The sequence below is a fragment of the Maribellus mangrovi genome (genome assembly GCF_037646455.1).
Taxonomy (GTDB): domain Bacteria; phylum Bacteroidota; class Bacteroidia; order Bacteroidales; family Prolixibacteraceae; genus Draconibacterium; species Draconibacterium mangrovi_A.
In genome coordinates, this window is record NZ_JBBIXN010000002.1 from 789,017 (window position 1) to 803,066 (window position 14,050).

Annotated in this window: 9 protein-coding genes; all 9 read right to left on the reverse strand. The window is 38.3% G+C overall.

Annotation, left to right across the window (positions count from 1 at the left end; all coding sequences use genetic code 11):
* Nucleotides 1–20: 20 nt before the first annotated feature.
* The 9 genes from WFY05_RS11320 to WFY05_RS11360 all read right to left on the reverse strand — a co-directional run bounded on the left by WFY05_RS11320 (nt 21) and on the right by WFY05_RS11360 (nt 14,049).
* Nucleotides 21–1,616 (reverse strand): carboxylesterase/lipase family protein, encoded by a 1,596-nt coding sequence (locus tag WFY05_RS11320; protein ID WP_340112959.1) that lies wholly within the window; start codon nt 1,614–1,616, stop codon nt 21–23.
* A gap of 9 nt (nt 1,617–1,625) precedes the next feature.
* The gene (locus WFY05_RS11325; RefSeq protein ID WP_340112960.1) at nt 1,626–3,332 is read right to left on the reverse strand and encodes a carboxylesterase/lipase family protein; all 1,707 of its coding nucleotides are present in this window, start codon (nt 3,330–3,332) and stop codon (nt 1,626–1,628) included.
* A gap of 193 nt (nt 3,333–3,525) precedes the next feature.
* Entirely contained in the window at nt 3,526–5,076 is a 1,551-nt protein-coding gene (locus tag WFY05_RS11330; protein WP_340112961.1) for a RagB/SusD family nutrient uptake outer membrane protein, read from the reverse strand.
* 27 nt (nt 5,077–5,103) lie between these two features.
* A complete protein-coding gene (locus tag WFY05_RS11335; RefSeq protein WP_340112962.1) occupies nt 5,104–8,475 on the reverse strand; it encodes a TonB-dependent receptor in 3,372 nt (1,123 codons plus the stop codon).
* Between the two features lie 82 nt (nt 8,476–8,557).
* Nucleotides 8,558–9,793: a FecR family protein gene (locus tag WFY05_RS11340; protein ID WP_340112964.1), complete on the reverse strand. Its 1,236-nt coding sequence runs from the start codon at nt 9,791–9,793 to the stop codon at nt 8,558–8,560.
* Between the two features lie 125 nt (nt 9,794–9,918).
* Complete coding sequence (locus tag WFY05_RS11345) at nt 9,919–10,506, reverse strand: RNA polymerase sigma factor (protein WP_340112965.1); 588 nt, start codon at nt 10,504–10,506, stop codon at nt 9,919–9,921.
* Between the two features lie 72 nt (nt 10,507–10,578).
* Complete coding sequence (locus WFY05_RS11350) at nt 10,579–12,714, reverse strand: ATP-dependent helicase (RefSeq protein WP_340112966.1); 2,136 nt, start codon at nt 12,712–12,714, stop codon at nt 10,579–10,581.
* Nucleotides 12,715–13,033: 319 nt separating this feature from the next.
* Nucleotides 13,034–13,561, reverse strand: a complete 528-nt coding sequence (locus tag WFY05_RS11355; RefSeq protein WP_340112967.1) for a hypothetical protein — start codon at nt 13,559–13,561, stop codon at nt 13,034–13,036.
* A gap of 110 nt (nt 13,562–13,671) precedes the next feature.
* The gene (locus WFY05_RS11360; protein ID WP_340112968.1) at nt 13,672–14,049 is read right to left on the reverse strand and encodes a hypothetical protein; all 378 of its coding nucleotides are present in this window, start codon (nt 14,047–14,049) and stop codon (nt 13,672–13,674) included.
* Nucleotide 14,050: the final 1 nt, after the last annotated feature.

A 14,050-nucleotide genomic window follows, 5' to 3' on the forward strand; every position in this document is an offset into this window, starting at 1 on the left:
AGATTCAATCACGAATCCTTTTACAATAAAGAATGAGATGGTATTTCGAGAAGCATTTTTCGAATATCCTTATCCGGATCATTTACTACTTCGCTCTTATCGATATCAAAAATCATAGTAGCCCTGTTTTTGACTGTATAGGAAGGCCAGGGAAGATTCTTAGTCCCCGGATTGCCATTCCTGGCAAATGCTGCCCAGGCTGAACTTAGCTGACGGGAAAGTTGTTCTGTTTCAGGAAATAAGGTTAATCGCATAGTTAGAGGAAGATCGCAGGTATGAAATGATCTTAGTTTGCCATCTTCCAGAGGAGTATTGTATTGGCAATAATACATAAATACTTCTGCCTTCCTCCTTGCTAATTGCATCTCGGCCTGTTTTACTGCATTATAACGGGCTCCACGATCGGTTGAAATACGAAAATACAAATCACTTGGGTTGTCTCCAGGGTGATTCCTTTTATATAGTTTTAGTAAGTCATCTACCTTGCTTTCAGGTATCTTTGCTTTCAATAATTCAGTACGTAATCCTGACTCATCAAGATTGAAAAGTGATTCGTTGCTAAGAGCGAAAAGCGTGGATTCATCTTTATCGTTACCGATGATTAAGGGTATGTTGGCAGATATCTCCGGAGAATCAGGATACCATGGATCTCTTGGTAAAGAATGATCCTCAACAACAGGTCCAAGTCTCATTCTGCTCTGCATTGTTGTTTGAAACAATTCCTTTGCCGGCACTTTCTGCAGATCATCTACTTGGGTTATCCCAAATTTCGACATCAGGTTCCTCGCTGTTTTTGTTGCTGATTCAATGTCAGTGGCCTTGTTTACAAAACTTCCGCTCTGGATAGCTGCCTTATGGAATAATCCTTTTGCAGCGGGCATCGCCAAAAGTGTGGAGATTTTAGCACCACCACCTGATTCACCAAAAATCATCACATTATCGGGATCACCTCCAAAGTTTTCAATATTGTCGCGAATCCATTCCAGGGCTGCAACCAAGTCCAACTGTCCGGGATTCCCAACTTCATATTTTTTGTCAATCCCTCCAAAATAGGTGTATCCAAATACATTCAAACGATGATTAATACCTACCAGAACCACATCCTGTTCCCTGACATGCCGGTCGGAAAAAACAGCGAGTAATCCTCCACCATCCTGAAAGCCACCTCCATGAATATAGACCATTACAGGACGTTTGCCCGTCAATCCGGGAGTAAGAACATTAAGGTTCAGACAATCTTCACCACTGGGTTGTTTGGAGAGCTCAAATCGATCTGAACGACCTCCCGAAAAATAAGGTCCAAGTCGATCTGTCTCAAAAATACTGCGTCCTCCCTGAATACAACGAGATCCATTGGCTGTGCAATCTTTTACGCCTGCCCAGCTTTGTGGTTTCTTAGGTGGTAAAAATCTTGCTTCACCGGCAGTAGAATCACCGTATGGAAGACCTCGAAAAATCTTAACGCCATCAAAGTCATAACCTTTAACCTTTCCGTAAATGGTTTCAGCTTCAACATCTGACGATGTTAATTCTAACATCCCGTTACTTGCTAACATTGCTGCCGGAATGCTCGAAAGTGTGGTAATTAGAAAAGATCTTCTGTTTATTGGTTTCATAGTTTTTATTTAAGAATTTGAATTTCTTATTTCATTAGCCAAGTTTCTGGCTTCGCGGTCAGGATCGTTTCTTACTTCGCAGGTATCGTTCCAGATCATTACTGCTCCATCCTTTGTGTCATATTTTGGCCAGTTTGGGATTCCCGGATGATTTGGATCGCCCGTTCTGGCAAAACTGGTAAGTGCCAGACTCATTTTTTCAGCCAATCTGCGTGGTCTGGCACCTCCTCCTGTAATGGTATCCATTAAGTCTGTATTGTTGAACCAAAATGAGATATCAGTATTGTGGTAAGCTCTTGGTCTTCCGTCATAAAGTGGTGTAGCCCAATCGAACCAGTAGTTATAGACGGCCCCGCCGTTGGCTGTTTGTCTTTCAGCTTGTGTTAACATACGATCACGACCACTCAACAGCGACCAAATCGCAACAGGTTTTTTCTCAGGAAATACTTTTGCATAGGCATCCACAACTTCGCCGATCCGGCTGTTCCCAAACGGTATTCCTCTGTCAAATATTCCGCCTCGTTTTGAATTACGGAGTTTCTCTTTGAGCTCATCAAAAGTGATGTCCTCCAAAGAAGGGTCATTACCACTATGAGACTGTTCTCCGGTGGTGTTACCAATAATCATTCGAATACCTGAAGATATAGCAGGTGCTGCCGGATCAAATGGATGTTGAGGTATGTGCAAATTATCCAAACATGGTGCAAATCTCCCAAAACCTCTTCCAAGTCCTGAATCCAGACTTATTTTATAAAGGTCCCGCCATGGAATTTCCTGTATCTTATCAATATTCGAAGTGCTGATCCCAGCAGCTTTAAGAAGGGCGCCTGCCGATTCTGCCTGGGATTCGTATGATGCAACATTCAAAGCAGCACCGCTTATTGTCATAGCTTTATGGAAAAGTCCCTTAGCTTCAGGCATAGCCATTACAATACTTACTTTTGCACCACCACCTGACTGACCGAATATGGTCACATTCCCCGGATCTCCTCCAAAATTTGAGATATTCTCGTTTACCCATTTCAACGATGCAACACAATCCTGCATACCGGCAGTAGCAGAATCTTTGTATTTTTCTCCCCCTATGGCACCAAGGTTTAAAAATCCAAACATATTAAGGCGGTGATTTATTGTTACAACAACTACATCTCCTATTTGACTCAGGTTTTCCCCATTGTAGGCATCAAGTTCGTGTGAAGAACCTCCGGCAAAACCACCTCCATGGAACCAGACAAGTACGGGCCGCTTTGTATTATCATTTATTTCCGGGGTCCATATATTTATCGACAAACAATCCTCTCCAAATCGTTTATGGCCCCAATTGTAGGTAAAACTATTGTCCATGTGGTCGAAACTTGGCTCGAACGGATAGCCTAAACCAGCTTCAGCCGGGGCAGCATTTCCCCAATATAAAGCATTTCGCACACCGGTCCATGGCTCCGGCTCTTTAGGGGCCAAAAATCTATTTTTCCCTGTCGTTGAATCTCCGTATGGAATCCCTTTATAGGTATAAATACCGTTTCTGCGGTAACCCCTTATTTTCCCATATTTCGTTTCAACAATAGCACCGTTTTCTGAAACTTCAACCGTTTGTTCCGGTAAGGATTCCTTGGTGATGGATTCATTAGAGCAGGAAGACAAAGTCATTCCTCCAAATCCGAGCGTGGCTGATCCGAGGCCAACAGTTTTTAAAAAATTTCTTCTGTTTTTAGGCATCGATTTAGGTTATAAAATTTTATTTATTTTCGTGTAAACGTCTGGCTTAACTTTTGAATGTTTTCATAAGGAAATAACCGACCTAAACAATTGAGGAAAAATCCTCATTTAAATCAGATTGCAGACTCTTGCTGTAAGAAAGGAAGATACCTTCTTCCGAAGATACCTCCCTAACTCTAACCAAACTAGCTATTTATTGGGTATAACCAGGATTTTGTGGAAATCCTTTCATCAAATCTATTTGAGATTGTGGTATAGGATAGTTAACCATATAATCCTCCATTTGAACTCCATGAACATTACCTGAATTTGAGCCCCCCTGAAAATGAAGATTCACTCTCTCAACTAACACACCAAGTCTTTTAAGTACATACCAACGTGAAGCTTCAAGAGCCATCTCACGAGCATGTTCTTCAAGATAGCTGTCCAGATCTATTGTTGTATAATCATGGTTATTGTCTCCAAAAGCTCTTCTTCTAACCATATTGATATACTCTAAAGCTTTTGCATCTGTGTTACTTCCCGATAAATGCCAGTGAGCTTCAGCTCCAAAAAGCAGGGTTTCTGCAAATCGATAATGAACAAAATTTTGGTAACTCTGGTCTGAACTAGCCGGTTTGTCTGGATCATGAAACTTTTTCAGACTAAAATGGTACCTTCTATAATTATCTTCAATAGAGGATTCCGGTAGAGGTTGACCAAAATTCGGGTGGTCTGGATTATTCACAATATAATTTTGTTCATAATAATATGTCGTATATCGCTTATCATTTTCTCTATCGTATAAGGACTGGCAATAGTCATTGGGGAAAGCCCATCCGAATGCTAAACCTCCATACTGTACTTCGGGAATCATCTCGCCACTCGATAATTCGTAAATGCGACAATTGAACATACTTGCTAAAGCGGAAGGCCCACCACCGGCAAGTTCATTTCCACCTCCTAAGGCGCGACTTGTCTGATAGGTATAAAGTGACTCAGCATGATTCTTATCTCCCGTAAATACTTCATCCACTTCTACAAGATGATGAGTACCATTTTCAACGATAGCATCAAACTGATTAACGGCTTCCTGCCAATCCTCCTGCCACATAGCACTAATCCCTCTTAAATGCCTTACAACGCCTTGTCCATATCTTCCAGGTTCAACCACCCAATCAAGTTTTGATATTGCAAAATCAAGATCGCTGTCTACTAATGCCCAAATATCAGCTGGATCTGCAGGTGTATAATCTATTTGATCTATGTTCTCAATTGTTGTTGGTTCAGGTTTAAAGATGATATTATTATAAGTTGTATACAATTGCATGTAAACCTCAGCCCGAATTGCTCTAGCTTGAGCTAGTAATACGTCTTTTTTATCCTGATCCATATCGATATCAGATGCAAAGGCAATAATAGCATTGCTTCTATCAATAATGTAATACAATCGCCCCCAATTTTGCATGGGCCAATTAGCATTATATCTATTAGGATTATAGCATTGATCCAGGTTTACTCGACCAAGACCTAAGTCGGTAGCAATCCTGAAAAAAACACTTGAAAATATAGAACCTGTACCTTCGTCATAATTTAATTCGCGCATTTTATTGTACAATCCGGTAATCCCTGATTCAAGGCCGGCTTCAGAGCTATAAATGTAATCAGCATCTATCGCATCAATTGGTGTCTCATCTAGCTGATCAGAACATGAGAAAATAAGAAATATACTTAATAGTGTATATATTTTAAAAATTACTTTCATTTTACTAAAATTTTAATTTTCAACTAATTAAAATCCAATTTGAAGTCCACCGATTACCGAAACAGTTTCCGGGTAGGAACGTGCATCGTTTTCCGGGCTATAGGCTTCAAAATCGGTCACTGTAAATAGGTTTTGGCCAGTGAAGTACACTCTTAATTTAGATAAGCCCAACCTACTGATAACGTCATCGGGTAACGAATATCCGATTGTCACATTTTGGAGTCTGATAAATGAAGCATCCTGCAAACCTGCAGTAACATTACCTTGATCCATAAATCTTCGTCCAGTTGCTTCTAACGGCCTTGGACGTGTTCCGTCGGTATGTTCAGGAGTCCAATAATCCTGTTTAATACCGTTTAAAATACCTCTAGGATTACCACCTGTCCAGTAATCAACCAAGAAAGTATTAAACTTAGTTACACCCTGAACAGTATAGAGACTAGCAGAAAAATCAAGTCCTTTGTATGTCATATCCAGGTTAAATGTACCATACCAGTCTGGTGTCCGGTCAGTGATCACTCTATCATCCGGATTCAAGACCCCATCGTTAGGATCTCTGTCCCAAACCTGAATATCTCCTGGTACAGCATTTGGTGTGTTTGATGCTGCAACTTCCTCTGCAGTGCTAAATATGCCAACCATTTTATAGTCGTAGTAAACATCGATTGGTTGACCTATGAACCAACGATTTGCGATATCATCATCTTCCTTTCCATCGCCATCATTATCTTCACCGTACAGACTTATTATCTTGTTTCGGTTCAAATTAATCATCGCTCCAAGACTTAATGTAAAGTCAGATTTTCTAATTACATCACCGTTCAGAGAAAACTCAATCCCTTTATTTTCTATCTCTCCAAGGTTTACAATTTTTCGTGAATATCCTGTTACTTGCTCTATTGCTCTATTCACCAATAAATCTTTTGTTCTGGTTAAATAGTATTCAAAAGTTCCAGTTACTCGATTTTTCAGGAAGCCATAATCAACTGCGATATTGAAAGAGGTAGTCGTTTCCCATTTCAAATCTGGATTTGGCAGTGTTCCTCCAGGTAAAAGTCCTGCTGTTTTGGAACCACCGAAAATATAATCGTATGGAAGAACCGTATTTAAACTTTGATATGGTTGAATACCTTCATTACCAACACTTCCGTAACTACCTCGTAATTTCAGGACGCTAATGGTTTCGCTATCAATTAAAAAATCTTCGTTGTTTATATTCCATCCAGCGGCGACTGCCGGAAAGTATCCCCACTTATTATTGTCTCCAAAAACACTAGATCCATCAGCTCTCATGGATGCTGATAAATAATATTTTCCACCATAATTGTACTGAGCACGAAAAACATAAGACAATAAATTTCTTTCTGTTGCATTAATACTTGGTTGGCTTACCCCGGCAGAGAGGTAATAAATACCGATAGCATCACTCGGTATATTGGTTGTTTCATTAAGAAAACGAGAATATTTTGAGTTCAAAAAACTCTGAACAAATGTAAAATCCAAAGCGTGTGTCCCATCTCCTAAATTTGGTTTATAGGTTACAATATTCTCCAATTGCCAGGTTGCATTGTCAATATAACTTACGGATCCTAATCCTAATCCACCAGCTAATGTACCGGATAGTGATTTTGATGAATTATACAGGTAATTCTTTTGGTTTAATCCATTTCGACTAGCATTCAACCTATATTTGAATCCTTTGAAAGGAGTTACATCCACAAAGACATTCATAATACTGCGGTTTTCTTTTGTATCATTTGTAATTTCCTGTAGATCAAGCAAAGGATTCCAGCTATCTTGTACGTCACTCGGATGAAGTTTTAAAGTGCCATCATCATTGTAAACTTGTCCTAATGGTGATGTTGTAATTGTTCTCACTAACATTGCGGCGGCAGGTTCATTGGTTGCGTGAGTTGTTCCGGGATTGTCCTTTTGTGAAATTTGCCAGGAAGAATTAATTCCCAACTTTAACCAGTCCGTTAACGTTTGATCAATATTTAGACGAACAGTCCCGCGATCATAATCCGTTCCTTTAATAATCCCTTCCTGACTAAAGTAGTTAATACTAGTAAAAACCTTTGTTTTTTCAGTTCCACCGGTTAAGCTGACATTGTGATTTGTTATAGGAGCAAGTTGCAATACTTTATCCTCCCAATCAATGTAATCACCACTTGCAATGGTCTCTAATTCATCAGCCGTAAACACCTGATTATCTGGCAAGAAATCACCGTCAGGTCCTCCGTTAGCGCGAAAGGCCTCTCTTTTATAGGCAATAAATTCATCTCCATTATAGGCTTCAAAATGTTTTTGGACAGTTTGTAAACCATAATATCCAGAATAGTTAACCTGGGTCTCTCCTGATTTGCCTCTTTTTGTAGTAATTAAAATCACACCGTTTGAGGCTCTTGCGCCATAAATAGCTTGGGCAGCAGCATCTTTAAGAATTTCCATAGATGCAACATCATTAGGATTTACTTCATTAATGTCTGACACCTGGACTCCATCAACTATAACAAGAGGATTGTTACCTCCATTTATTGATCTTTTCCCTCTTATCAGAATTGAAGAACTACTTCCTGGACTAGCATCGGCAGTAGTAACCTGAACACCTGTAGCTTTACCACGGAGCATTTCACCTAAATCTGAGCTGGCAACTTTTACTACATCTTCCACTTCAACAGAAACGACCGAGCTAACTACATCACTTTTCTTCTGAGTACCATATCCAACGGCCACTACTTCTTCCAATCCAATAGTACTTTGGGCTAATGTTGTATTGATTATACTTTGTCCATTTACCGGCACTTCCATGGTTTCCATACCCACAAATGAGAACTGCAACACAACATCATCACTCGGGACTTCCAGTGTATAATTTCCATCAGAATCAGTTGTCGTTCCAATTGTTGTGCCCATTACAACCACTGTCACACCAGGAAGCGGTTCTCCATTCGAATCCGTTACTTTACCACTTATTGATTTCTCCTGCTTTGATTCAGTGGGTTCTACTATTTCTTCAGGAACCTTGGCCTTTTCATCTTTTAAAATAACAATCTGCCGATCGTATATTTTATAAGTATTCTCAGTTCCAGCGAAAACCTGATCAAGAATATTTTCCACTGTTTGGTCAGTAACCTGAACACTCACTTTCCTATTGACATCAACACTGTTCTCATCATAAAGTAAAATGAATTCACTACTGTTCTCAATTTCAGTAAACACCTGTTTTACACTAACTTCCGAAAGATCAAGATTGAATTTAGTTTGTTGCGAATAGGAATCGTTAGCTGCCGAAACAGCAAAGACTGAAAGCAACAGGATAGTTAGTAATTTCATCTTTAAAAGAATTTTAGCCATACTTCCTCTTGGGAAGTAAAGCGCTGTTCGCTTTTTTTTCATAATTTTGAAACGTTTAGATTAAATACTTTATTTAATTTAGTTTGAAAACCGGAAAGCCTGCCCGCTAACCGGTTTTCTTTCTTTATTTCATAGGAATCTCCTCCATCTTTTTATTTATAAATACCTTCTTTCCATCAATGCGATACTCCATTTTTATCACATCCGAGAGAGCAGTTAAAACTTCATCTAATGAATCTTTTAAATCAAGTTTCCCTGTAATTTTTCCCTCTTGAGGAAATGATTCGTTTCGTACAATGATGTTTACATTATAGTATCGTTCTAATTTTGTAAAGACTTTGTCCAGATTTTGATGTGAGAACTGAAACCAACCTTCTGTCCACGCAAGGTATACATCGGCATCAGGTTCGTCCGACACTATTATTTCCTTTTCTTCTTTATTGAATGTTGCTTTTTGATAAGGTTTTAACTCTACATTTTGACTCATTCCAAATGATGTTTTTTTACCAACAACAACACTTCCTTCAACAAGAATGGTTTCGATGTTTTCGTCATTTGGATAAGCTGAAACATTAAAATGAGTTCCCAGAACTTTAATTCCCAACTTATTTGCATTAACGATAAACGGTTGTGAGGGATTCTTAGCAACTTTAAAACAAGCTTCTCCTTCCAGGTATACTTCGCGAGTATCCTTAGTAAATTTTGTTGGGAAAGCAAAACGACTCCCGGCATTTATCCACACTTTTGTACCATCAGCAAGTAATAATTCCGAGCTTTTCCCGTAAGGAACAACTACCTCATTCATCCGGTTGTTTTCTGCATCTTTTTCTTCATTTGCAGACTGATCAATAACATCCTCGTTATTGATAGTAATTTTCTCTTTTTCATCGATTTCAATGGTAGAATTATCTAGTTCAAGGTCGATTTGTTCACCATCTGACAATATTAAACGAGCATCCTCCTGGGTATCAGAAATATCAGACGAGGCAAATTGATATTCTATATTCCTGTTGTTGAAATATGAATAGCCTAGAATTCCCACCGAGATAACGATTAAAACCGATGCAGCGATAGCAATTGTTCTACGAAGTTGTATTCGCTTGGAAACACTACCATACAACTTGTTGAATCGATCGATGTTATGCCACATTTTCATCACATCTTCCTCGTCAAGAATATCATATGTATCTTTTAAAAACAGAATGATTTCTTCAGCTTTTTTGACTTTGGATTTGAATTCGGGGTGTTCGTGAATGAAGGAGTTCCAATCCGCCTTGTTCTTTCCTTTTAGAATCCAGGCAACAAATTGACTGTCATCAAGGAGCTCTTCCAGGCTATATTTTAGATATTTCTTTTCCATTTTAGGTTCGATCCTTTAAATAAAAAGATTGCTTTATTGTTTTATTGAGAATGTCTCTTTAAACGAATAAAGACTTTAGGAAAAGTTTTGTGGACAAGAATTATACTTTTTTTTTAAAAAAAGTTTTACCACCGAAAAGAAAATATGAAGAAAACCATACTTGAATTATCGCTTAGGGCTTTGCGTAACGATTTTAATGCTCTAAAAACTTGCTTCCTAGCCGAATCGTATTTAAGAGAAGTAATCTCGCAGATCTGTTCGTATGAAAATTCGCATATATATCTGTAGTATAGAATTTCTCTCTGTTTTGCAGATAATTCCTTTAATCCAGTTTGAACCAGCTTTTCTTTTTCCGACAATTCTTCTTTTTCAATTAACTCTTTTTCAATTGAATATTCTATCTCTGCTTTAAAAAGTTCTTCGTCAGGAGTGTTGGAAAAGATTTTACTTTTTCTGATACCTTTTGCCAATTTTCTTCGAAACGATGCAATAAGATAAAAGCCAATATTATCCGTACTACAAAGATTCTTCCGGGTTCGGATTAAATCAAAAAAGAGTTCCTGAATGGTGTCTTTGATCAGTTCATCATCATTAGAAAACTTTTTGCCGTACCGGTATAAACTCTGTACATGCTGATAGTAAATATGAGAAAGGGCATAATCCTCTCCCTTAAGGAAGTCTTCCCATAATTCTTTATCGGCGTTTACATTCATAAGTTCTGAGCAAATATAAATAAATTGGGAGGAGTATTCACAAATTTCTTAACAGCGACATATTTGGGTTCCTTATTTTCTTGGAAGAAATCTCGACGGCTGCGTAAAAACTGCATCCCAAGAAGAAACAAACGAAGGCATTGTGATGTAAAGATTTTCCTTTGGTCGGCTGCAAGCTACATAAAATAACCTGCGCTCTTCTTCCAATTCCTCAATACTACCGAGTGATTTCACTGAAGGGATCAATCCATCCAATGCAAATGGAACAAACACAGTATGCCATTCCAGTCCTTTAGCTGAATGGATCGTCGAAATGGTAACAGGTTTTTCGTCTGACTGATCGATTAAAGGACTTAGTGAATCCTGAATTTTATTTGATGGCGGTTCCAGCGTCAAATCACTTAAAAAGCGTTCAACAGAATCATATTTCGAAGCAAGTCCAACAAGTACTTCCAGATCCTTGAACCTGATTTCAGCATCGGCCTCAATTCCTTCCAGAACCGTTCGGTAATAGCTTAATATATCTTCAATGGCCTGAACTGGGTTTTGTTGAAGTTTTATCAAGCCGTTGATTAAGGCGGATAAATCGTTTAATGCTTCAGCAAACTTTTTACCTTTAAATCGAGAGAAATCCACTGTCCCGTTCTTGTTTCGGATTTCCCTGACAATATCACGAGCAGTGACCTTTCCTATCCCTCGGACCAGTATCAATACCCTGTGCCATGAAACGGCGTCAAGAACGTTAAAGCTTATCTTTAAAAAGGCCATTACGTCCTTTACATGCCGCCTTTCAACAAACTTGATCCCTCCGATCACAACAAATGGTATCGATCGCTTTATAAGCTCGGCCTGGACATAGTTGGAGTGCCACATCGCTCGAACCAGTACAGCGATTTCAGTCAGGGGTATTTCCTTATTGCGCAATTCAAGCATCTTATCTACGATAAAGGTTGCTTCCAGTTCTGGATCATAGAACTTCTTAATCGAAGGGACATTTGGTGATTCCTTTATTCCAGCCAGTTTCTTCTTAAAGCCAAGTAGTGCTGAATCTATAATCCTATTTGTAAAATCCAGTATCTGATTACTGCTCCGATAATTTGTTTCAATTTTTACGACTTTACATAGCGGGAATTTGGTCGGGAAACGTAGTATGTTTTCAAAATTAGCACCCCGAAACGAGTAAATGGATTGCATGTCATCCCCCACGACGGTTACACAACTGCGGTTTCCTACAATTAACTCAACGATTTCATCCTGAGCCAGGTTGGTATCCTGGTATTCGTCCACCAGAATATATTTAAAGCGATTTTGCAAAGCGTTTCTAAACGGCGTATTGCTTTTCAGTTCGAACCGTAATTTGTCCAACAGATCGTCGTAATCAAGCAGATTTGAAGCCTTTTTGTATATTATGAAATATTCGTTGATCACGTTTATTTCCTGCTGGTAAACCTCAAGATTCCCATGGTAAGTATCAATAATTTCGTCAATCGATTGTTCAAGATTCCTTGCCTTGGATATAATATCATAAATGGTGGCTTTTCGTGGAAATGCTTTGTTATCCTTTTTCTTTCCAAGTTTCAGTTCTGTTTTCACCAGATCAACAATGTCAGCTGCATCCTGGGTGTCGATAATTGTAAAGTTAGGTGGCATATTGATCAACCGGTGGTATGTACGCAGGATGTAATTGGCAAATGAATGAAAGGTTCCACCAAAAACATTACCCGGGTATTCACCTTTTAGAAGAGCACTTACCCTATTGAGCATTTCCTTTGATGCCTTCCTGGTAAAGGTAAGTAACAGTATCTCTTCCGGCAAATACCCTTTTTCGATCAGGTAGCTTACTTTATAGGTTATAACCCGTGTTTTACCACTTCCGGCACCAGCAATAACCAAAAGTGGATTAGCAATCTCCAGTACTGCACTTAGTTGTTCAGCGTTCAATTCATTTGCGTAATTAATCTTGAATCTTGCAGGATTTTCAAGTTTATGACTTACAACCTTTTTCTCAATAGACTTGGCTATCAGCTGGAGTTCCTTTACTCGTTCCCTTGTCAAACCATCTAACTCAATTTCGGTATATGTGTAGCCAGATAGTGATTCACGTACTTGTGAGTAGTTTTCTGTCTTTGGATTATTTATATTATCTGATCTAACCAAATCCAATAGTTCGACTAATTTATCTTCTCTGTATTTATTTTTTTGTATCATCCTTCCCATTTTTAAATTCATATTCTTGGTTGTAATAATCTGATCTAACTTTTGCGAGGTTATTTTCAATTTTTTTCCATACCTTTGTCAGGTGCTCGGATAGAGTGGTAGCCTCAGCGGAATTGAACTGCTGTCTGCCGATCCATCCGAGCATTTTTTATCCACTTGCCTGTTATACAATTTGGTTTTTTAAAGTATCTGGCAGTAATCAAGATCAAAGAACAACTAATCACTTGAAAAAACACAACAGCTTGTCACTCATTGCATAATAGCCTGAATTACATCGAATTAAAATTCAAGTTCAGAATAAACGATTTTGTTAACCTGTATTTTGTTGTTCTTTTAATAACTCTTGCCTTTTCTTTTCCAGATTGATCTGCTGAATCTTTTGAGTTAGACTTTGAACGAAAGTTGTATGGCTGACACTTTTGTCATTTGAATCCTTTGTTCCTGCTACTGCCTTCTTATCTGCTATATACGGCAACAGAGTATTTATGTATGAAATCAAATCATTCGTTTTTACTCTCTCAGGATTGATGGTAAGACGAGTATTCATTTGGTGAATTGCCTTTTGACAAGTTTCTGCAATCACTATCCTGGCTTTTTCCAGATCCGCCGAAAGCATAATTTTTTTAGATTCAATTTCAAGTGCATTTGAATTCACCTGATTTCTTTTTTCGATATATTCATTCCAATACTGCTTATAGTAATTAATTAATGCAGTTCTTGAAATGTTGAGCTGCCGTGCCGTCAAGCTCTTATTCATATCATTGCTTTCCAACACTCTCAGGTATCGAAGTTTCTCTTCAATGTTAGGTATGTAATATTTTCGTTTTGATTTTTTCATGGTTTTAGAATTTAAGATTTTGCGTTCATTATTTTAAGTCCTGAAAGTTCTGCCAATTGTTAATACAATCGGCAGTATTTTATTTCAAAATCCGAATGTCCTCCTAAAGATTAAAATGGAAGTTCGAAGTCATTCCCATTTTCATTATTCGGAAAGAGATCCCGCATTAGCATTTTAAACAATGAAGTTGGATCAAAATTCCTTTCAGCTTGTTTTAAAATACTTTTACCGATAGAAGCAGCATCATCAATATAATTGTCACATTGTTGCTTGAAGCCTTCTGAAATATCAATATTTCTTAGACAAATAGGTATGGACGCTAAACCACCCGGTTGAAATAGTAGAGTACTGTCCCTATAAAACTTACAGTTTAAGCAAGTCATTGTATCCATCCTTTCAGGACATACTTGCTCGTGAATAGTACATTCGTCTCTGTCATCGAAAATTTCGCTACAGAAAATGCATTTGTAAACTTCAATTTTTTTCATG